Origin of the sequence: Flavobacterium sp. UBA6195, assembly GCF_002422095.1 — a bacterium.
GTDB lineage: Bacteria > Bacteroidota > Bacteroidia > Flavobacteriales > Flavobacteriaceae > Flavobacterium.
The window spans coordinates 1-19246 of sequence record NZ_DITB01000067.1; the positions used below are offsets into that span (position 1 = coordinate 1).

The window sequence follows — 19246 nt, forward strand, 5'->3', positions numbered from 1 at the left end:
GCTAAAAACACACAAAATACCACTTATGCGGTGGGGAGCGTTGGACTGGGTGGGCGCAAATAACTTAGCGAAGCGTTCCTATTTAAAAGATTTAATATGAATTCTAATTAATAAAGAAGTTGTTATAATTTTATTCTTTTTTTCAAACAAATCAATATGCTCTTTTTAGCATACTAGCGTATACTTCGGGTAAATCACTATTTAAAATTGCTTCTGTTACTTTTTGTATGTCATATTTGACACGAATAAATTTTACTTTAACATCATCTTTATCATATCCATTAGCATTCTTATCGATTGTAATTAAAGCATAACAACTTTTTGGATTTCCGTCTTTTGGTTTTCCTACTGAGCCTGCATTTATTACGTGATAAAAGGAATTGTTTTGGTTTTTAATTACACGGTGATATGGAATATGTGTATGACCACAAACAATGATGTTTGTTTTGGTATCTTCATGCATGTTGATAATATCTCTTTCTTCTCTATCTTCATGCAAATATTCTGTATTGCTATATGGACTACCGTGCACTAAAATCATATTCATATTATTAAATTCTAATTTTATATTAGCTGGAAGTGTTTCTAAGAAATCTACATTTTCTTTGGCTATCATCTGATATGCAATACTTGAACTGGTTTCAAAAGACTTCATTTTGTGTAGTTCTACTGCTTTTACATCATGATTGCCTGCAATAGTGGGGATTTTATGTTTTTTTATCTCGCTAATTACGGCATTTGGCCAAATATTATATCCTACCAAATCACCTAAACAATAAATTACATCAACATCATTTTCTTGAATACTTTTCAAAGTTTCTTCCAATGCTGGAAAGTTGGCGTGTATGTCAGATATAATGGCTATTTTCATAGTTTAAATTCCTTTTCTTAGGCTTTCAGCATAGGCATTTGGCAATGGGCTTTCTTCAACTGCTTTTGCTGCTTTTTCAACATCGTATTCAAAGCGAAGGAACTCCACAGTAATACTATCTTTATTACTTATGGAGCTGTTTTCGTCTATCGTAAGAATAACATATCCACCTCTTGGATCACCATCTTTAGGCTTCCCAACCGAACCAATATTTATAGCATGTCGAAAACGATTTTGGTCTTCAGTCCCTGACTTTAATACGCGATGGTATGGCTTATGAGTATGTCCAAAACACATGATATCAGCATCGGCATTTTCCATAATACGTAACATGCTTTTTTCGTCCCTATCTTCAAAAAGATACTCATTAATTTTTCTAGGGCTTCCGTGAACAAGCAATAAATTCAGTTTGTCATTATTCAATTGAAATTCTAATTTAATATGAGCAGGAAGTGAACGCAAATATTGTCTTTCATCATTATTAACAATTGAATTGGTATATGAAATAGAAATTGCACCATTGGCTTTTTCATCATCTGTTTTGTAAGCACAACCACAATCATCACTGGTTCTGCCAATACCAAAATCATAATTTCCGGCAATGGTTGGAATACCTCTTTTTCGGATCTCATTTATTACTTCGTTTGGCCAGATGTTGTAGCCAACTAAATCCCCTAAACAATAAATGGCATCGGGTTTTACTTTTACAATGTCTTTAAAGAAAGCTTCTAATGCCGGTAAATTAGCGTGAATATCACTAAATAACACTATTTTCATAATACTTTATTTATAGTTTAAAAATTCTATTATTTCCTGAATGGTCTGTTTTGCATTTCTGTTTATACCTATTAAGGTAGCTGAAGCGTAGCCTGTCCAATTTCCATAGCCTGCCAGCCATAATCCTTTAACTTCTATTGCTTTACTTTCTTCGGTTTTTACAATACCTCTTTCATCAGTATTAACTATCTCTTTTAAAAAAGAGGTTGCATAACCAAAACCAGTGCACCAAATTATCACATCAAAGTCTTCTTTTGTACCATCAGACCAGAGTACCCCATTTTCATAAATGCTTTCAAATTTGCCACTTGAATTTAATACACCTCTTGAACGTGCTTCTTTTACAGAAGGAACCATGACTATATTTCCTAAATCGTAATTAGAAGCATTAAAAGGTATTCCCTTTTTTTCGGCATTGTATTTAGCTGAAGCTACATTGAAAAGATAGAATCCATCTACATCGTCCGGTAAATATTGTGGTGGCTTTCTGGTAGACCATTTTACTGTTGTTACTTTAGAAACTTCTGCTACAATTTGTGCTCCTGAATTACCTTCACCCACTACCAAAACTTTCTTATTTTTGAACGGTTCGGCATTTTTATAATTTGCTGAATGGATTTGGATTCCTTTGAAAGTCTCAAGACCTTTTATTTGAGGTTTAAATGGATTATTCCAAGTGCCTGTTGCCGCTATAGTAGCTCTGGCAAAATAATCTCCTTTGTTTGTGCTAATTTTGAATATTTTATCTACTGTAGTTATTTTATCTACTGTTATATTTCTCTCAACGGGTAATTGATAATGCTGTTCGTATTGACACAAATAATTTATTACTTCTTGCTTTAATGGAAATAGATTTTCAGATTTTGGCATTAGCCAGCCTGGTAACGAGCTATGCTGTGCAGGAGAAAACAATGTTAGACTATCCCAGGCATTATGCCAGGCACCTCCACATTCTTTCTGTTTGTCTAAAATGAGGTAATCTAGTTTGCTTCTGCGTAAGTAATAACCACAAGCTAAGCCACTTTGACCACCACCAATCACAATTACATCATAGATTTTTTTCATTTCATTTTTTTATGGTTGATTTAAGCAATAAGCAAACTTATGTCTATTCACAATCAATTCTTTAATACAGTATCCTTACTTATGATAGTACTTATGATTCAGGCAATAAGACCTTATTATGCAAACTAAGCACAGAAGGTTTTTATTCCAAAACTTCTTTTGTATAGTATTTTTTTCTAAACCAGAAAGCTAAATTTACTAATGCTATTAATGCCGGAACTTCTACTAAAGGACCAATAACTCCAGCAAAGGCTTGTCCACTATTAATACCAAACACACCAATAGCTACTGCAATTGCTAATTCGAAATTGTTTCCTGTAGCTGTAAATGCTAATGCTGTTGATTTAGAATAATCGGCACCAAAAAATTTACCAATAAAGAAACTAACTACAAACATGACTATAAAATAAATTACTAATGGAATTGCGATACGAACCACATCAAATGGGATTTGTACTATTAGTTCTCCTTTTAGACTAAACATTAAAACGATGGTAAATAATAATGCAATTAACGTTATTGGTGAAATAATTGGAACGTATTTATTTTGAAACCATTCTTCGCCTTTTAAGTTGATTAAAGCGTATCGACTTATAATTCCTAAAGCAAATGGAATTCCTAAATAAATTCCAACACTTTCCGCAATTTGACCAATGCTTATGTTTACTTCAAAACCTTCAAAACCAAAATAAGGAGGTAAAACGGTAATAAAAAAATAAGCATATACGCTATACAACAATACTTGAAAAATACTATTCAAAGCAATTAATCCGGCACCATACTCACGGTTACCTTCGGCTAAATCGTTCCAAACGACTACCATTGCAATACAACGAGCTAAACCAATTAAGATAACTCCAATCATGTATTCTGGATAACCATTTAGAAAAAACAAAGCCAAGACAAACATTAAAACAGGACCAATAATCCAATTTAATAATAATGAAGCTCCTAACACTTTGGTGTTTTTAAATACTTCACCCATTTTTGAATAATTAACTTTGGCTAATGGTGGATACATCATTAAAATTAAACCTATTGCTAATGGAATATTAGTTGTTCCGCTTGAAAAGGAATTAATAAAATTACTACTTGAAGGAATGAAATGTCCCACTGCTACCCCTATAGCCATAGCAAGGAATATCCAAAGTGTTAAAAATCTATCTAAGAAACTTAATTTTTTCCTATTTACTACTGGAGCACAATTATTTGCTGTCATACTTATTTTTTAATTTGTGAGAAAACGAAAAACATTTCGGTTGCAATTTGTAAACTTCTTTCTTGGTATTTTTCTTCTTGAAGCGGTGTGTTATCAAACTCTTTAGGATCATCGAAAGTAATAGGGATTCTTTTTTCGGCACCTGCAATGAATGGACAACCACCGTCAGCTTGTGAACAGGTCATGATGGCTGCAAACTCTCCTTCAGGATTAAATTCATCATCATATTTTTTTGAAAAGCCAATTACTGGATGCTCATTTGAAGCGTATTTAAAAGCATATACAGGATTATCGCCACTCATAGCTGTTAGTACGTTAAATCCTGAATTTGCTAAGGTTTTAGCTACCATAGGAAACAAAGCGGTTGCTTCTGTACCACCTGAATAACAAAACACATTATCAATTTGGAAAAAAGCAGCTGCCGTTTGTGCCCAAATTTGAGATAAGTGGCTTCTTCTTGAATTGTGTGTACAAATGAAATTAATTCTAATTTGTTTTTTATTATCTACTTTACTTTGAATGTACTCTACTAATGGTTGGAGTATTTCTTTACGCTCGTTAGTAACACTATTAAGATTGATATTCTTTAAATATTCACCTAATACTGGATATAGTTGTTTTTTTTCTACTATCATTTTGTTTCGTTTATTGGTTCCACTTATATTAACAACATCCACCGTTTGGAGTACAACAACTGGTTTCGTTATTCATATCTGATAATCTAACTTTTGGTTTTTCTTGTGGAATACCGCATTGGTCTTGAGCTAAGCAAGCTGTTTGTTTATTTACTAAAACAAAATCAGATCCATTAAAGTCTAAATCGTATTTACCTATAGTAGTGTCTTGGTATTCTACTTCAATTTCATAGTCTTGAATGCCTAACACTTTTTCAGATAGTTGGATGATATTCATTAGTTTTTGTGGTTTTAAACGATGTTCAAAATCGTTAGCATACCACAATTGAAAATTTACTACTGTTTCGTTGCGAACTGTTCCGCCACAATCAATAAAGTTTTTAGTAATTAATCCAACCTCTGTAACGTGAAAATGTTCTGGAACAGATGTACCATTAGGAAGTTTGAAGTTCACCGCTTCTACTGTAGCTAATATGCTTTTAATTTGTGATAGTTTCATTTTTATACTCTTATTTATTTAACAACATTGATTTTTCTTTTTTTCTAAATGATTGGTAATATCTTGAAAGAAACCTTTGATTTTTTCAATTCCTTTTTCACTTATGCAGTAACAAATTGAAGTTCCTTCAAAAGAACCTTGTATTAATCCAGCATTTTTAAGTTCTTTTAAGTGTTGCGAAACGGTTGGTTGTGCCAAAGGCAATTCGTTAACAATGTCACCACAAATACAAGTATCTACTTTTAATAAATACTCTATAATGGCAATACGTGCAGGATGTCCTAATGCTTTAGCTAATGTTGCTAACTCGTTTTGTTCCTTTGTGAAATTTTCTGTTTTGGATACTCCCATAGTATATATATTTATATTGCAATATTATAATATAACGATAAATAATCCTATTATTATATGTTATATTATTGTTACGTATTTAAATTTTATTTTTAAATGAGATGATTTTAAATATTATTTTAATTAAAATCTATGGTAAAAAAGAAAGGGAAATACAAATCTAAATCCCTTTCTTTTTATTTAAGTTTTACAAAATTTTGAAAAAAATATTGATGTAATACAAACCTGTTAGAATGAAAGTAATTCCAGCAATGATTCGCATCCATTTTTCAAATTTTGTAATGGCATTGAAATATAATCCTAATTTTTGAATGCTAAATGCAATAACAAAAGCGAAGAGAATTACAGGTAATCCGGTTCCGAATGAAAATGCAATTGGTAAACTTAAACCCGATTGAATGGTCATAGGAATTAACATTCCAAAATATAAAGCACCGCTATAAGGGCAAAATGCTAAGGCAAATAAAGCTCCTAATAGAAACGAACCTAGTAAACCTTTAGTTTTGAATTTATCGGATAATTTATCGGTAAGATTTCCGCCTTTTATGAAGTTGAATTTGATGATGTCTAACATTATTAAACCTAATAGGACTAAAACAAAACCAATATATTTTTCCCCATTTCCCTGAAATACTTTAGCTATTTGAAATTTACTCGCCCCAAAGTAGATAATGGTTGCTAAAACAGTGTAAGACAGCATTCTGCCTAATGTGTACAGCAATCCGCTTAGAATTACTTTCTTTTTACTTTGTATGGTTTTAGCAATAAAAGCTGTTGCCGTTATGTTTGTTGCTAAAGGACAGGGTGCAATAGCTGTAAGTAATCCTAATGCCAAAGCCGCTACTACTGGTGTTTCTCTGTTTTGAGCTAATTCGTTTAACCATTCCATAATTTAATGTACTAATGCGTCAATTAGGCAATACGCCAATTGAAATCTTGACTATTTACTGAATTTTTCAATTTCTAATTTCAACTCTCTTTGAAATTTAGCTTCATCACCTGCATTCATAAAAGCAAAATCGGTTAAGTCTTTTTTCTTTCCTGTTTTAGGATTGTATAAAAACAAAGCTGTTCCTGTAGCTTCAAATTGTTCTGCTTTCTTTTCGTTTTTAGCATCATCGACATTTACCAATGTAAATGAAATTTTTGGAAAATCCTTTTTTAAGGTTTGACGTGTTAGTTTTTCAATTTTATTACAAGTCATACAACGATGCTCGGAATGAAATTGAATTACTTCAACAGTTGCTTTAGAAGCATTAGCTTTAGGTGTTGTTTTTTTTGTTTGTGCATTTCCACTAAAAGAAATGAATAACAACATAAAAGTTGCCATTACGGATGTTAAGATTCTATTTTTCATGATTTATAATTATTTGAGTTCGTTATTACAGTTTGTTTTATGTTTATTGATTATATCTGTCTTAGTATGTATTTCGGTTTTGGGTTGCCAGATGAAATTAACAATCTCAGTTACTTCAAATACATCTTCAGGGTTTGCTTTTTTTAGCATTTTAGCATACGCTTCTTCCAATTTCTTTAATTCTTCGAGTTCACATTCGTTTAATTCTCCTTTTATAGCTTTGTTGCCTAATTCGTCAATAATTGCTGGTTTTACATTAGGTTTTCGTGTAATACTAATGGTTTTACCTGTATCTATTCTTTGAACAATATACAAACCTTCAATAGCATTGTCTACATAAAAAGTATCGTATTGTATTCTGCCTCCTGTGATGTAAATGGCAACATCCGTTAAACAAGGAGATGATTTACTCACAATTCTTGTATTGGTTCTATCTACAACTCCATCAGGATACAATTCTTTTAGGCCGAAATCTAAAGCTAAATAACCTTCTATTAATCCATCGCAAACATGACCGTGTAATTTGGCAATATCGTTGACTTTAATTTTTTGAATGTTTCCTAATTTCCCTTTTGAAAAATCAGTATCATTAACCGTAATGGTTTGACCAAAACTAAAATTTATGATAAATAGAAAAACTATTTTAATAAGATTATTTGCCATACTTATTGATAATTGCTAATTGACCTGCATGATAGGCTGTATGTGAAACTATTCTACCAAATGCTTCTGCTTTGGTTTTTGTACCAAATTCTTTTGTAGTTATTGTTGTTTCCCATTCTTCAACTGTTTGTTTTTCAACGATTGTTTTTAATTGATCAAAAGAAAGATTTACATATTGTTTTAAACCTTCTAAGTCTGTCCATTCGCCACTATCGTATTTATCAATGACCGTTTTAGCTACTACTTTGACTTCTGCTGCTCCAAAAACATTTTTTGCAAAAAGTAACTCTACATCCCCTATGTGACGAATTAAAAAACCAACACTATTTACCGAAGGTGGTAACTTTTTGGTTAAATCAGCAGTTGTGATGTTTTCTAATTGGTTAGTGAATCGTGTACGAGATTCTAACCAAAGTTCTAAAAAAAATTGTGTTTTGGTTTTCATAGTTATAATATTATATTAAATAAATACCCCGAAATAATGATACAAATGGTAACAACCGTAAAGAATATTGCTATTAGTTTCCAAGTCATTACTTTTTTGAGTAGTGTTGCTTCGGGAATGGATAACCCTACAACTGCCATCATAAATGCGATTGCTGTACCGATAGGAATTCCTTTTTGTACAAATACTTGAATTATTGGTAAAACTCCTGCTGCATTGCTGTACATTGGCACTCCTAAAATTACTGCAATTGGCACGGCAAAAGGATTGTCTTTGCTAATGTAAGCTTCAAAAAAACCTGTTGGTATAAAACCGTGCATTAATGCTCCGATTCCGATTCCAATGATAATGTACCAAAATACGCCTTTGATAATGCCCCAAGCTTCAGAAAAAATTAAAGGTAAACGTTGGGTAAATGTTTGTTTTTCATCCTCTAAATCGCCTTCTTTTTTAGCATTGGCTAAAATACCTTGTACCCAAGGCGACAAGTGTTTTTCTAATTTTAATTGGTTCAAAATAATTCCACCAATAGTTCCTAATAGAATTCCACTTATTGCATAGATTAAAGTAGCTTTTAAGCCAAACATCCCGATAAACATAGCAATGGCTACTTCGTTTACTAATGGTGATGTGATTAAAAAAGCAAAAGTTACACCAAGTGGGATTCCGCCTTTTACAAAACCTATGAATAATGGCACCGAACTGCACGAACAAAATGGCGTAATGGCTCCAAATGTTGAAGCAAACAAATACTCTAAACCGTATAGTTTGTTTCGTGACAGGTAATTTCTGATTTTATCTACTGGGAAATACGAATTGACAATCCCCATTATTGTAGTAATCAAAAACAATAAGATTAGAATTTTAATCGTATCGTACACAAAGAAATTCAAGGCATCGCCTAGCTTGCTTCCTTGTGCAATTTGAAACACGGAATAAATTAACCAATCGGCTAAATTTTGTAACCAATCAAACATGATTTTCTAATTTAATTAACAACAACTTGAAGAAGCGCAACATCCACCATCTGTACCTAAAACCGAAGCGGTATTCCCTTTTGTTGGAAATCCTTTTTGAACCCAACGGATGATGCCGTGTTGCATATTTACTACGTTTTCATAACCATGATTTACTAAAAAGCCAGCCGCTCTTAAACTACGCCCACCACTTTTGCATACCATAACTACTTTTTTGTCTTTTGGTATTTCTTGAAAACGCTCTTCAAATTGCGTTAATGGAATATGCAATAGATTAGGAACATCGTAAGCTAATTCAGCAACTTCATCATTTTCTCTCACGTCTACTAATAAAGCACCTTCTTTTACCCAAGTTTGCGTTGTAGTAGGGCAAATTTCTTTAACTAATGTTTGATTTTCCATGATTTAATTATTTTAAAAGTTCTTTAATTTCGTCTATTTGAGCAATTCTGCCTTTGATTTTAATTTCTTCATTAATAACCAATACAGGGGTTGTTAAGACATTGTATTTCATCATTTCTTCAATGTCTTCTACTTTTTCGATGGTTGCCTCTATACCTAATTGTTTAATTGCTTCTTCCACATTGTGAAAAGTTGTTTTACATTTTGGACAACCTGGTCCTAATACTTTAATAATTGTGCTCATAATTTTTGTTATTATTGTTATTATTGTTCGTAATATTACGAACATAGTTATTAAATTTTTTTATTTTAAAAGGTTACCTAATAGATATTTCGCTAACGCCCAATTTTCTCTGTTAATACAGTATTTTACTGAAGGTGCCGTAATAGTTCCTTGAATTAGACCTGCTTCTTTAAGTTCGTTTAAGTGTTGTGATAGTGTGGACTTTGCAATTGACAATTCATCTGCCATATTACCATGATAACAACATGATTGCGAGTTTAGTAACTCTAAAATAGCTACTCTAGCAGGGTGACTAAGTGCTTTTGCAAAGCGGGCTGTATCTACCTGAAGGGATGTAAATTGATTTTCTTTATTGGTTTTCATTATCCTTTGAATTTCTATTCGTAAAATTACGAATAGTTTTTGTAAAAAAAAAAAGGGAATGATATTTTTTTTTACTGATGGAAATTGTATGGATTAGAAATTGGTTCCTTGAATGTATATTTGAAAGTTTTTATTATGAAATGAATTCATATAAATTTACTAAAGTAGTTTTTAGCAAACCTAAAATTAACCTTTCGATTTAAATTCAGGACAGGCTTTGTAGCAACTGGTAGCATTGACCTAGGAATACTTGAATACAGATAGTTATCGGCACAGGATAGGAGCGATTTTTGTGGTGCTGAATGAGATAATTTTATTTATTATAGTTTTACACTTATTTGCACTAAACGAATTTTTAAATTATCTTTATACTTTATTTAATTTCCTATTAAAAATGAGAACAATAACAGCAAAATTTAGCGGAGAACAAAAAAACTTAGAAATGTTTTTGAATTGTGGTGTTACTGACTTTAGCTCTAAATTTTTAGGGATTAACAATTTATCAGTTGCTTGGGTTGTTGATGAAGAAAGCAAAGAGAAGGCTATTGAAGAATGCATGTCTTTAGTTAATACTCATCAAATGGAATTATGGGATATTGAGTTTAAAAGTATTTCTTAAAACACTTTGTTAATTACAATTCCAAATCCTTTGAATAAGGTTCGCATGGTTCTTCTTCTAAATACATTTGTAATTGATTTTTAGTTTCAAAACCTCTTATTTTTTGTTTGTATTCTAAAGCTATTTTAGGATTTTCAATTTCTAATTTTCTATTCTTACTCATTTCTAGAAATTCTGTTTCCATATCTATACCTAGAAATCTTCTGTTAGCTAAATTAGCTGCTATTCCGGTTGTTGAACTTCCTGCAAATGGATCTAAAATCCATGCTCCTGGTTTAGTTGAAGCCAAAATGATACGCGTTAATACTGATAACGGTTTTTGGGTTGGATGTTTACCGCATGATTTTTCCCATTTAGCAATAGCAGGTAATTTCCAAACATCCTTCATTTGTTTGTTTCCGTTTAGTTGCTTCATTAACTCATAGTTGTAGTAATGTGGTACCTTTTCCTTTTTACGTGCCCAAATAATTAATTCAGCTGAATGCGTAAAAAATCTGCATGAAAAATTAGGTGGTGGATTGTTTTTCTCCCATGTAATTACATTTAAGATTTTAAAATCTAATTCTTGTAATAATTGACCGATTGAGAAAATGTTATGATAGGTCCCACTTATCCAGATAGTGCCATTATCTTTTAGTTTTTCTCTTACCAATTTTAACCAAGTACGATTAAAATCATTGATAAAATCAAACCCTTCCGATTTGTCCCAAGCTCCTTTGTTTACTGAAACAATTTCACCACTCTGAATAGATAAACCATTGTTAGAAAGGAAGTAAGGTGGATCTGCAAAAACCATATCAAATTTATGTTCAAATTGAGGCAAAAGCTCTTTACAATCACCTTGCAAAAGGTAAAAGTTTTTGTCTTCGGATTTGAAATATGGTTTAAGCATTTATTTTAGGTAATTCAAAATCTATAATTTCTGCAATTCTATTAAAAATAGGAATAAAATATTTGAAATCATTTTTTTCTAACTTATCAATATTCTTTATGATGTCAAGTTTAATTGAATCTAATTGTTTTTCATCAAATCTTTTAAAACTTTCTCCCTTGTGTTCTTTTAACTCTATACCTAATTTATTTTCTAGTGTTTCATCTGTAAATAAATATTCTATGAAAGTTTTTGTTTCAAAATAGATAGCACTATCGAAACGGAATTTTGGTATTGGTAACATTACTAAATAACTTTTCTTATTATTATAAGTAATATCATTTAATTGATTAAAACCATGGTCTTTAGTAAGTTTTTTCATCTGGCTTTGACCTGCATAATCATTATCCAGTATGCCAATAACTTTATAGTCTGTATTATTATTTTTTAATTTGTTTCCCACTTCACCTTCGCCACCACCACCTAAAAAACTGACTTGATCATTAAAAAACAATTCTTGTTCATAAATTTTTTTATAAGCCAAGTTAATAATTGCTACATCTGATGTTCCCTCACAATAAATTGTAGGTTTTGTTAAATTATGAAGCTCTTTTTCTATTTCCTTTTTTTTAGCTATTTCTAACATTTTTAAGTGATATTCTGGTGCAATCACTTTATATACATCATAATATTGACTATTTGGAATCGCATTTATAGAGATTTCTTTTTTTATCCTTTTAGGATCAAGAAATAATACCTTATCAAAACAGTCAATTAGTTCATGATTGTGCGTAATGATAAAAATTTGTTTGTTTTCATCTTTACTTTTTTGTTTTAAATATTCAAATAAATTTTTCTGATGATTTGAATGAAGATGAGAATCAGGTTCGTCAAGAAGTAAAGCATTAATTTTGAAATTCTCATAATCACCAAATGCTAAAACTGAGAGAATATTTAGTATATTGAGTGTTCCGCTACCTAATTGACTAATTTCAACCTCTATTCCAGTTACTGTATTTTTTCCAAACAAACTAATATAAACATCCTCATCTTCTAATTGAGTTGAAAACTCAAATATTGGATTTGTTGTTTTATAACTATTTAAAATTAAAGTCAAATCTCTTTCTATTTCAATAAGTTTATCACCTTTAAGCTTTCTATTTGGGTTAGAAACTTTTTCTTTTTTTAATGGAGCATGTTCGTGAATAAGATTTCTAATTATTTCATTAACTTTAGCTTGATGTAAGCTATTTAATATAAACCCTTTTGAATAACTTGGTTCATAAAGTGGAATTTTAAAAAGAGGATTAATGTAAGTAAAAAGTGAAGATGTTTTAAAATCAGTCCCTTTAGCAACATCTAAAACGTCAGAAAGTGAATCGGAAGCCTGATTTCTTTTTTCATTATTTTTGCATAATTCAAAACGTAAAACTTGACCTTCTCCTGTTCTTGTGAAAATTATTGGTAATTCTACAACATTATTATTTCCTTTAAACGTTAATCTTATTTCAAATTTTTTTGCATTACTATTTGGATTAAAAAAAAGTTTTTCAAACTTAGAAACTCTTAAAAACGATATATCTTCTATTGTAAAAGAAAAATATCTTTGTGAATAAAATGATGATTGCTTATTATTTGTTCTATCCTTTAAAAATTTTACAAATGCTATTTGCCATAACCTCAAGGCATCAAATATCGTTGATTTTCCACTATTATTGCCTCCTATTATTAGGTTAATTTCGGGATCAAAGTTCAGTACAATTTCCTGAAAACATTTGAAGTTTTTAATATATATTTTGTCTATATACATTTTACAAAATACTTTTTAAAACATTTGTTTTTAACATTTCTAAATTCAATAAATAATCCGCTTTATCAAAATATTCTCTTAATGGTTTTAATGTTGATTTCCAACCTGCACCATCTGTAATCCAAATAAAAGTAATATTTTGATCATTCCAATATTCATTCATTTTCACATACTCAGTGGCTGTTGATTTTAGTTTTGATCCACCGCCACCATAGAAGTTGCATTCAATAAAATACAATTTTCCATTTTTATTGATAGCAAAATCTAAATTACGGGATGATTTATCTACTTGTATTTCAATACCCCATTGGGATTTAATTTTTTTAGCATTGGCTTGGCTCATGTATTGTAAACCTAACTCATCACAAGTTTTTTTTACAAATGTTTCTACGATGTTTTCCATCATGGTTCCACCACGATTTTTTCTACCGTTACTGTCTAAACCAACTTCTACACCAGTAACATAATCAACTAGGTTTTTTACTTTTTTATCTTTTACTAAATCACCTAAACCAGATTTTATAAAAAAGGTTGCTAAATCTTGACAATCTTCATTTGATAATTGTCGGCTTTTAAAATCGTAATCCTTGTATAAAAATTCTGTTACATCGGTAAGCATAGAAACTTGAGTATCTCTATATGCAATTAAAAAAGGGAATGCCTTGATTACCTGAGGATATTCTTTAATCAATTCAAAAACTTCTTGTTCGATTTTTTCTTTACCAATCAAAACATTTAAAAGATTTAATTCTTTTTCTATGGGCTTGATATTTTTGTAAACCTTTTCCCAGTTCACAAAGTAATCCCAAAGTAATATTCCTTTATCTTTAAATGAGGTTGTTATTTGCTCAAAAAGTAAATCTTCATTTTCTATATTGAGTAATTGGCAAAGTTTATTCATTTTAGTAGTTGGTAATTAATAGTTCGGTTAATTTTCCTCTTTTCTCAGCATTAGCATTGATACTTCTTCTTGCAAAAACTCTATTGATATTAAAATCTTCATAGATATCATCAAAGAAATTATCTTCTAAGTCTTTACCTTTTACATCGGAATTACTTAAAATCCAATTGTGTCCTAAGTTATTTAAGGTTTTGCAAAAATCTCTCAAACGAATTTGTTCATTATCATCAAATTCATCCTTGGAATACGAATTAAAACTAGAGGTTTTATTTAATGGTTTGTATGGTGGATCGAAATAAAACAATGCTGGTTTTTCAGCATGTGAAAGTGTTTGTTGATAATCTCCAGTAAGAATTTCCACTTTTTGAAGTGCTTCGCTAACTGCTAATAAATTATCAGCATCGCAAATCATTGGCTTTTTATAACTTCCTATTGGAACATTGAAGGCATTACTTTTATTTACTCTGAACAATCCATTGAAACAAGTTCTGTTTAAGAAGATGAATAGTGCAGCTTGTGTTTCTTTATCTGTTGAACGTGTATTGAATAATGTTCTTTTTGCTGTATAATATTCTCTTTTGAGTTCTGTATCAGTATCAATATTGTGATATTCTGTCTGGAATTCTTTCAATAAAGAAATAAGCTCATTTGGTTTTGAAGCAATAACTTTATAGGTGTTTATTAAGTCTGTATTGATATCATTGATAACAGCCTTTTCTATTTTCGGAAAGTTATTTAACATCCAAAATAAAATGGCACCACTGCCAACAAATGGTTCAATATAAGTGAATTTATTAGCAATAAATTTCTTTGGCAATACATTTTCTATGTCTCCTATCAATTGTGTTTTACCACCAGCCCACTTTAAAAACGGTTTTGCATTCATAAATTCTAGTATTGTTTACAAACATACAAAAAAGCTATCGAAACCAAAATGAGGAAATCCTTATTTACGTTAAAAATGATGAGAAATAGTGCAAAATTATGCAGGGTGTAGGGTGTAGGGAAAAAACGTGTAAAAGATTTTTATTTTTTCAGAAATTAAAAAAACGGATTTATTTGGAGAATTGGGTGCAAACTATACTTAGTCCTTTATTGATTTGCTTTTGATTGTGCTGATGTTGCTAGAAAATTTGAAAAGTAAAAAAACTAAAAATGTTTGTGTTGAAATTTGGTTACACCCCTTACACCCTCTTTTTAGTGGTCAGTTTTCGGTGATCAGTTTGCAGAAAAAAAAGTGGAAAATATAATTTTCCACTTTTTTTTATTTGGTGTTTATATTTCGGATTGTCTGTTGGTTTGATCTACTTCTTCGTAAGTAAATTCTTTTACTGCGTAGACTGGACTTCCTTTTCGCATTAGTCTTGTGAAATTGTGTTTTTTTAAAGCTTTTCCTATTTTGTTTATGGTTCCATCGGTGATTGTGATTTTTGCTCTTTCGGCTAGTTTAGCTGCTATTTGCGAGGCGTTTAAATAGTGCAGCCCCCCTCCAACTCCCCCCGAAGGGTGGAGAGCCACAACGTTACCTTCATTATCTATATATTCATTTCTTTCATTTTTAGTTACTGGAGAAAACCATGTTAAAAGCAATTCTTCTTCTGGGCTTCGTAGTTGGTATTGTTCGTTGTTTTCGGTGATGTTTTTGATTTCTTCTTGGTCGAACCAATGTTTGAATCCACTTTTGAATAAATACAAGGCTTGTGATAATACATTGTCAATATTTATTTCATGTTGGTATTGGATGTTTTCTACTTCAAAACAAAGGAAACGTCTGCTACCTGTACTATCGTTTAAGAATTGTGCTGTGTTGACACTTCCGGCAAATGATGCGCGTCTTGGCATGGTTTCGTTGTTATGTCCGTAGGCTTTTCTCATTCTGATTTGTGTCTTTGTGATGATTTCTTTTAAGCTTCCAATTTCGGAACGGTTTAGGTTTTCTAATTCGTCCAGGTTGATTAACATACATTCTGAAAGCTGCACTAAAGTGTCTTTGTTGTTTGGGTTTATGGTTCCTGAGAACAAATACTCTTTTAATTTTCTAGGCACTAGTTTTTCTACCCAAGTGGTTTTTCCTAATCCTTGTTTTCCACTGAATACAATTACGGTGTGATTGATTACTTTGTCATCCAATACACAACCTACCATTGCTACAATCCATTTTTTAAAACACTCTTGCCAAAGTTCTTGTTTTGTGGTGGTTATGGTGTTTGCCAATTCTAAAATATAGTCTGTTTTTTCATCATACGATGGCAGATTGTAAAAGTAATCTTCGAAAGGATTGTATAATTCACAGAAATCGGAATACAATAGGTTTCGCAAAGAAGAGAGGTTTGTTTTGATTCTTCCTTTTAAACATTCGCGAAGCATTGAGTTTTCTATGAAGTCGTTCATTACATGCCATTTCTTTTTTCCGAAATATTGAAACTCTAACTTGCCTGAAACCATGTTATGCCGAAATACATATCTTGTTGAAAGGAATAGTTCTAATCGGTCGATTTGTGTTGGTTTTGGTTTGTCTTCGTCGTCTTCGTCAGCTGCGCTTGTTGTCGGTTGTCGGTTCTCTGTTTTCGGTTTCTTTGGTTTGTGTATAGTTTCATCTTTGCCAAATTCGTGAATGTTTCCGTAGGCGCTGTGAACGGTTTGTGTTACTTCTTTTTCGTCATAGCCAAAGTCTGTTAATATGAAGCTTAGTGCTTCGTTTAATGAAATGCCTTTTCGGTTTAGATTACACGCGAGTTGGTGTACGAATACGTTTCGGCTACCTGTCGCGTATTGCACTTTTTTTTCGGTGAAACGAACGCAGTGGTTGTAGATGGCTTCGCTGTTAGTCACAGTCGCAGTCGCGGTTGGCAGTTGAGATGCTGAAACGAGTTCAGCATGACAAGATTGATTTGAGGCTGTTCCGCTCAAACTCATCTCGACTTCGCTCGATGTGACAAATGTCTTTGCAGCTTCGTTTTGATAGAGGTTATCGTCGAATGAGTAGAAACATAGTCGGGTTATGTCTTTTCCGGATTTGTCTATTTCATGGTTTAATAGGATTTCATAGTGTTTTTGGATGGCCAAAAAGGTTTCTTTGTGGTCTTCTTTTGTGGTGTTTACTTTTACTAGAATTTTTAATCCATTGCCTGATGGACTTATGAAACTTGCATAGGTGTATTCGGATTGGTTGGCTTTGTGTTTTGCGTTTTGTAAATCGGTTTGACTTAATTTATCGATGTCTAGGATTATGAAATTGGAGTATGCTTCCAGAAATTCCATTTTTCTTCCACCTACAAATTTTCCTGAAGGTGTGAATGCAGGCAATGATTTTTTGGCTTTTTCATAGGCTTCTAGTTTGTTTTCGGCTAATGATTTACGCAAATAGGTTATCCCTGGTCTGTACTTTCCTGTTTTGATTTCTTGCAGGATTTCGGGAATTGTTTTGTGTTCTATTACTTCGTTGAAGTTTTTGAAGATTGTTATCATGTTTGAGTGATTAGTGAAAAGTGATTAGTGAATAGTTTTTGTGGTTGTTCCTGTTTTACAGTCACAAGCTTCGCAGGTTCCGTTGCACTGGTTCATCCTTATATAATATTTTAAATTAAGGAAGATGTAATGCCCTTAGAGAATTATCGAGGTTGTTTTGAAAATTTGTTAAAGGGCATTTCATACTATTTTCCTTTGAATGATTTATTGTAGTGTTCTTGTAGTAGTTTTTCAACGTCGGAAAGTTTGTAGTAGATTTTGCTTCCTACTTGACTGAATGAGATTTTGCCTTCATCTCTCCATGTTTGCGCTGTGCGTTTGGAGATTTTCATGAGCATGATGAACTCTTGATTGTCTAAGAAGGTTTCTTTCTTTGGGTCTGGCTTGGTGTTTAGTTGGCTTTGAATTGCGTCTAATTTTGCCATTAAGTCGTTGTACTGGTCTTTTGTTAAAATAATTGCTTCCATTTTCGTAGTTTTTAAAAGTTTATGGAGCAAAATTGTGAAGTAAAAAAAAGTCCCTTAGTCCCAATCGGGTCCCAAGGGACTATTATTTTTTAGAGGAAGTTGTCGAGGTCTATTCTTTTGTGGGTCTTTGGTCGTTTATCGCCTCGTGATGGTTTGAGAATGGTTTCGACTGTTTGGGGACTTATTTCGTTGTTGTCTTTGTCGATAAAGTTATTGACTATCATATTTACGATTTCGCCATTGGAAGCATCAATAAAAGATTTTCCATCAACAAATAGCTCACGACTTAGTTGGTAGAATATGTCTACTAATTGGTTTAGATTTCCGTTGAATTTTAGCTTTTTAGTGGTTAGTTTTTTCTCCAGTTCTAGTTCTTTTTCCTTCTCAATTTCGGAACGCATTTTGCGAAGCGTTTGTAATTTTTCAATGAATTGAACGCATTGTTGGTCATAAGCTTGCAGCTTGTTGTTGATTGAAATGATGTCGGCTTGTCGGTATTCGAAAATTTCTTCGTTTAAAAACAAGATTTGTTCATTGAACGATTCCATTTTTTCAACCTGATGTTTGATTTCAAAAAACGAAAAATAACGATCTTCCGATTCGGCATTAATTAACCTTTTTGGAGTAATTTGTTTGGTTTCTTTTACGCTCGAAGATTGCAGCTCCGTTCGTTTTTTCTCAATGATGTTGTACAATTTATTGAATCTACTCAATGCCTTTTGGCTAAAGAATAGTTCTTCATTGTTGGCTAATAATTTTTCGAATTTGTTTAACCAGGTGTTTCCGTCTTGGGCAAGTTGGAGTTGGTAGTTTATGAATTCGGGGAGTTGGGATTGTGGGATTGTAAATACTTTTTCGAGTAAAGCAATACAATAGTTTTCCAGTGTGGGTTCCTGGTCGTGAGTAATGTCAAAAATAGAAGCTGCACTTTGTGCTGTGTCGATGGTTCTCCATTCTGAGAACAATGATTTTTTGATGTTTTGCCCTTTTAAGTTCACGTTTTTTGCCGGTGTTAAATTTGTTCATTATTTGTTATTTGGTTACACTTTTTCCAAAGTCACGAATTGAAATGGTTTATTAGCTTGAAGTTCAGGTATACTTCAAGTAAATTTCAATATGATTTTGGATTTTTTTTACTATTTGGGATGCCTAAAATTAGAACAAATTCAGTACTTGTTTGCGTTGTTTTTCGTACAAGTTTTTAACAAAATTGCGAGGGCTTGTATTTGCTAGGGTTTTGGA

23 protein-coding genes are annotated in these 19246 nt (G+C 31.8%); 1 reads left to right on the forward strand and 22 read right to left on the reverse strand.

What is annotated here, in order from left to right; all coding sequences use genetic code 11:
- Nucleotides 1-151: 151 nt before the first annotated feature.
- The 15 genes from B4I81_RS05660 to B4I81_RS05730 form a co-directional block, all read right to left on the reverse strand.
- Nucleotides 152-871 (reverse strand): metallophosphoesterase family protein, encoded by a 720-nt coding sequence (locus tag B4I81_RS05660; protein ID WP_291108603.1) that lies wholly within the window; start codon nucleotides 869-871, stop codon nucleotides 152-154.
- Nucleotides 872-874: 3 nt separating this feature from the next.
- Nucleotides 875-1648 carry a metallophosphoesterase family protein gene (locus B4I81_RS05665; RefSeq protein ID WP_291108605.1) on the reverse strand — a complete coding sequence of 258 codons (774 nt, stop codon included), beginning with the start codon at nucleotides 1646-1648 and terminating at the stop codon, nucleotides 875-877.
- Nucleotides 1649-1654: 6 nt separating this feature from the next.
- The gene (locus tag B4I81_RS05670) at nucleotides 1655-2713 is read right to left on the reverse strand and encodes an ArsO family NAD(P)H-dependent flavin-containing monooxygenase (protein ID WP_291108608.1); all 1059 of its coding nucleotides are present in this window, start codon (nucleotides 2711-2713) and stop codon (nucleotides 1655-1657) included.
- A 142-nt stretch (nucleotides 2714-2855) separates the two neighbouring features.
- Nucleotides 2856-3932, reverse strand: coding sequence for an ACR3 family arsenite efflux transporter (gene arsB / locus B4I81_RS05675; RefSeq protein WP_291108610.1), 1077 nt, complete (start codon nucleotides 3930-3932; stop codon nucleotides 2856-2858).
- 2 nt (nucleotides 3933-3934) lie between these two features.
- Entirely contained in the window at nucleotides 3935-4567 is a 633-nt protein-coding gene (locus tag B4I81_RS05680; protein WP_291108611.1) for a low molecular weight phosphatase family protein, read from the reverse strand.
- 28 nt (nucleotides 4568-4595) lie between these two features.
- Nucleotides 4596-5066 carry a DUF6428 family protein gene (locus B4I81_RS05685; RefSeq protein ID WP_291108613.1) on the reverse strand — a complete coding sequence of 157 codons (471 nt, stop codon included), beginning with the start codon at nucleotides 5064-5066 and terminating at the stop codon, nucleotides 4596-4598.
- Between the two features lie 18 nt (nucleotides 5067-5084).
- The gene (locus B4I81_RS05690) at nucleotides 5085-5417 is read right to left on the reverse strand and encodes an ArsR/SmtB family transcription factor (protein ID WP_291108615.1); all 333 of its coding nucleotides are present in this window, start codon (nucleotides 5415-5417) and stop codon (nucleotides 5085-5087) included.
- Nucleotides 5418-5604: 187 nt separating this feature from the next.
- A complete protein-coding gene (locus B4I81_RS05695) occupies nucleotides 5605-6306 on the reverse strand; it encodes an aromatic aminobenezylarsenical efflux permease ArsG family transporter (RefSeq protein ID WP_288982605.1) in 702 nt (233 codons plus the stop codon).
- A gap of 51 nt (nucleotides 6307-6357) precedes the next feature.
- The gene (locus B4I81_RS05700; protein ID WP_288982607.1) at nucleotides 6358-6774 is read right to left on the reverse strand and encodes a nitrophenyl compound nitroreductase subunit ArsF family protein; all 417 of its coding nucleotides are present in this window, start codon (nucleotides 6772-6774) and stop codon (nucleotides 6358-6360) included.
- Nucleotides 6775-6783: 9 nt separating this feature from the next.
- On the reverse strand, nucleotides 6784-7437 hold the full coding sequence (locus B4I81_RS05705) for a formylmethanofuran dehydrogenase subunit E family protein (RefSeq protein WP_291108620.1): 654 nt from the start codon (nucleotides 7435-7437) through the stop codon (nucleotides 6784-6786).
- Nucleotides 7427-7882 carry a DinB family protein gene (locus tag B4I81_RS05710; protein ID WP_291108622.1) on the reverse strand — a complete coding sequence of 152 codons (456 nt, stop codon included), beginning with the start codon at nucleotides 7880-7882 and terminating at the stop codon, nucleotides 7427-7429. The genes B4I81_RS05705 and B4I81_RS05710 overlap by 11 nt, the downstream gene beginning before the upstream one ends.
- Nucleotides 7883-7884: 2 nt before the next feature.
- A complete protein-coding gene (locus tag B4I81_RS05715; protein WP_291108624.1) occupies nucleotides 7885-8859 on the reverse strand; it encodes a permease in 975 nt (324 codons plus the stop codon).
- 15 nt (nucleotides 8860-8874) lie between these two features.
- Nucleotides 8875-9261 (reverse strand): rhodanese-like domain-containing protein, encoded by a 387-nt coding sequence (locus B4I81_RS05720; RefSeq protein WP_291108626.1) that lies wholly within the window; start codon nucleotides 9259-9261, stop codon nucleotides 8875-8877.
- A gap of 7 nt (nucleotides 9262-9268) precedes the next feature.
- Nucleotides 9269-9505 (reverse strand): thioredoxin family protein, encoded by a 237-nt coding sequence (locus tag B4I81_RS05725; RefSeq protein ID WP_291108628.1) that lies wholly within the window; start codon nucleotides 9503-9505, stop codon nucleotides 9269-9271.
- A 60-nt stretch (nucleotides 9506-9565) separates the two neighbouring features.
- Nucleotides 9566-9868, reverse strand: coding sequence for an ArsR/SmtB family transcription factor (locus B4I81_RS05730; RefSeq protein WP_291108630.1), 303 nt, complete (start codon nucleotides 9866-9868; stop codon nucleotides 9566-9568).
- 394 nt (nucleotides 9869-10262) lie between these two features.
- On the opposite strand from B4I81_RS05730, the gene B4I81_RS05735 reads away from it, so the two are divergent.
- Nucleotides 10263-10487 carry a hypothetical protein gene (locus tag B4I81_RS05735; RefSeq protein ID WP_291108632.1) on the forward strand — a complete coding sequence of 75 codons (225 nt, stop codon included), beginning with the start codon at nucleotides 10263-10265 and terminating at the stop codon, nucleotides 10485-10487.
- A gap of 13 nt (nucleotides 10488-10500) precedes the next feature.
- On the opposite strand, the gene B4I81_RS05740 is transcribed toward B4I81_RS05735, so the two are convergent.
- From B4I81_RS05740 to B4I81_RS05770, 7 genes are all read right to left on the reverse strand, one after another.
- Nucleotides 10501-11379 carry a DNA-methyltransferase gene (locus tag B4I81_RS05740; protein WP_291108634.1) on the reverse strand — a complete coding sequence of 293 codons (879 nt, stop codon included), beginning with the start codon at nucleotides 11377-11379 and terminating at the stop codon, nucleotides 10501-10503.
- On the reverse strand, nucleotides 11372-13168 hold the full coding sequence (locus B4I81_RS05745) for an ATP-dependent nuclease (RefSeq protein ID WP_291108636.1): 1797 nt from the start codon (nucleotides 13166-13168) through the stop codon (nucleotides 11372-11374). Before B4I81_RS05745 ends, B4I81_RS05740 begins: the two co-directional genes overlap by 8 nt.
- A gap of 1 nt (nucleotide 13169) precedes the next feature.
- On the reverse strand, nucleotides 13170-14069 hold the full coding sequence (locus tag B4I81_RS05750; RefSeq protein WP_291108638.1) for a type II restriction endonuclease: 900 nt from the start codon (nucleotides 14067-14069) through the stop codon (nucleotides 13170-13172).
- Between the two features lies 1 nt (nucleotide 14070).
- On the reverse strand, nucleotides 14071-14955 hold the full coding sequence (locus B4I81_RS05755) for a DNA adenine methylase (RefSeq protein ID WP_414655090.1): 885 nt from the start codon (nucleotides 14953-14955) through the stop codon (nucleotides 14071-14073).
- 389 nt (nucleotides 14956-15344) lie between these two features.
- Nucleotides 15345-17537 carry a VapE domain-containing protein gene (locus B4I81_RS05760; RefSeq protein ID WP_291108640.1) on the reverse strand — a complete coding sequence of 731 codons (2193 nt, stop codon included), beginning with the start codon at nucleotides 17535-17537 and terminating at the stop codon, nucleotides 15345-15347.
- Nucleotides 17538-17722: 185 nt separating this feature from the next.
- Entirely contained in the window at nucleotides 17723-18004 is a 282-nt protein-coding gene (locus tag B4I81_RS05765) for a helix-turn-helix domain-containing protein (protein WP_153200096.1), read from the reverse strand.
- Nucleotides 18005-18093: 89 nt separating this feature from the next.
- On the reverse strand, nucleotides 18094-19002 hold the full coding sequence (locus B4I81_RS05770) for a hypothetical protein (protein WP_291108642.1): 909 nt from the start codon (nucleotides 19000-19002) through the stop codon (nucleotides 18094-18096).
- Nucleotides 19003-19246 lie beyond the last annotated feature (244 nt).

Excerpts from the sequence above, each read along its gene's own strand:
- B4I81_RS05660 (WP_291108603.1), bottom strand. The coding sequence starts at position 871 with ATGAAAATAGCCATTATATCTGACATACACGCCAACTTTCCAGCATTG.
- B4I81_RS05665 (WP_291108605.1), bottom strand. The coding sequence starts at position 1,648 with ATGAAAATAGTGTTATTTAGTGATATTCACGCTAATTTACCGGCATTA.
- B4I81_RS05670 (WP_291108608.1), bottom strand. The coding sequence starts at position 2,713 with ATGAAAAAAATCTATGATGTAATTGTGATTGGTGGTGGTCAAAGTGGC.
- arsB (WP_291108610.1), bottom strand. The coding sequence starts at position 3,932 with ATGACAGCAAATAATTGTGCTCCAGTAGTAAATAGGAAAAAATTAAGT.
- B4I81_RS05680 (WP_291108611.1), bottom strand. The coding sequence starts at position 4,567 with ATGATAGTAGAAAAAAAACAACTATATCCAGTATTAGGTGAATATTTA.
- B4I81_RS05685 (WP_291108613.1), bottom strand. The coding sequence starts at position 5,066 with ATGAAACTATCACAAATTAAAAGCATATTAGCTACAGTAGAAGCGGTG.
- B4I81_RS05690 (WP_291108615.1), bottom strand. The coding sequence starts at position 5,417 with ATGGGAGTATCCAAAACAGAAAATTTCACAAAGGAACAAAACGAGTTA.
- B4I81_RS05695 (WP_288982605.1), bottom strand. The coding sequence starts at position 6,306 with ATGGAATGGTTAAACGAATTAGCTCAAAACAGAGAAACACCAGTAGTA.
- B4I81_RS05700 (WP_288982607.1), bottom strand. The coding sequence starts at position 6,774 with ATGAAAAATAGAATCTTAACATCCGTAATGGCAACTTTTATGTTGTTA.
- B4I81_RS05705 (WP_291108620.1), bottom strand. The coding sequence starts at position 7,437 with ATGGCAAATAATCTTATTAAAATAGTTTTTCTATTTATCATAAATTTT.
- B4I81_RS05710 (WP_291108622.1), bottom strand. The coding sequence starts at position 7,882 with ATGAAAACCAAAACACAATTTTTTTTAGAACTTTGGTTAGAATCTCGT.
- B4I81_RS05715 (WP_291108624.1), bottom strand. The coding sequence starts at position 8,859 with ATGTTTGATTGGTTACAAAATTTAGCCGATTGGTTAATTTATTCCGTG.
- B4I81_RS05720 (WP_291108626.1), bottom strand. The coding sequence starts at position 9,261 with ATGGAAAATCAAACATTAGTTAAAGAAATTTGCCCTACTACAACGCAA.
- B4I81_RS05725 (WP_291108628.1), bottom strand. The coding sequence starts at position 9,505 with ATGAGCACAATTATTAAAGTATTAGGACCAGGTTGTCCAAAATGTAAA.
- B4I81_RS05730 (WP_291108630.1), bottom strand. The coding sequence starts at position 9,868 with ATGAAAACCAATAAAGAAAATCAATTTACATCCCTTCAGGTAGATACA.
- B4I81_RS05735 (WP_291108632.1), top strand. The coding sequence starts at position 10,263 with ATGAGAACAATAACAGCAAAATTTAGCGGAGAACAAAAAAACTTAGAA.
- B4I81_RS05740 (WP_291108634.1), bottom strand. The coding sequence starts at position 11,379 with ATGCTTAAACCATATTTCAAATCCGAAGACAAAAACTTTTACCTTTTG.
- B4I81_RS05745 (WP_291108636.1), bottom strand. The coding sequence starts at position 13,168 with ATGTATATAGACAAAATATATATTAAAAACTTCAAATGTTTTCAGGAA.
- B4I81_RS05750 (WP_291108638.1), bottom strand. The coding sequence starts at position 14,069 with ATGAATAAACTTTGCCAATTACTCAATATAGAAAATGAAGATTTACTT.
- B4I81_RS05755 (WP_414655090.1), bottom strand. The coding sequence starts at position 14,955 with ATGAATGCAAAACCGTTTTTAAAGTGGGCTGGTGGTAAAACACAATTG.
- B4I81_RS05760 (WP_291108640.1), bottom strand. The coding sequence starts at position 17,537 with ATGATAACAATCTTCAAAAACTTCAACGAAGTAATAGAACACAAAACA.
- B4I81_RS05765 (WP_153200096.1), bottom strand. The coding sequence starts at position 18,004 with ATGGAAGCAATTATTTTAACAAAAGACCAGTACAACGACTTAATGGCA.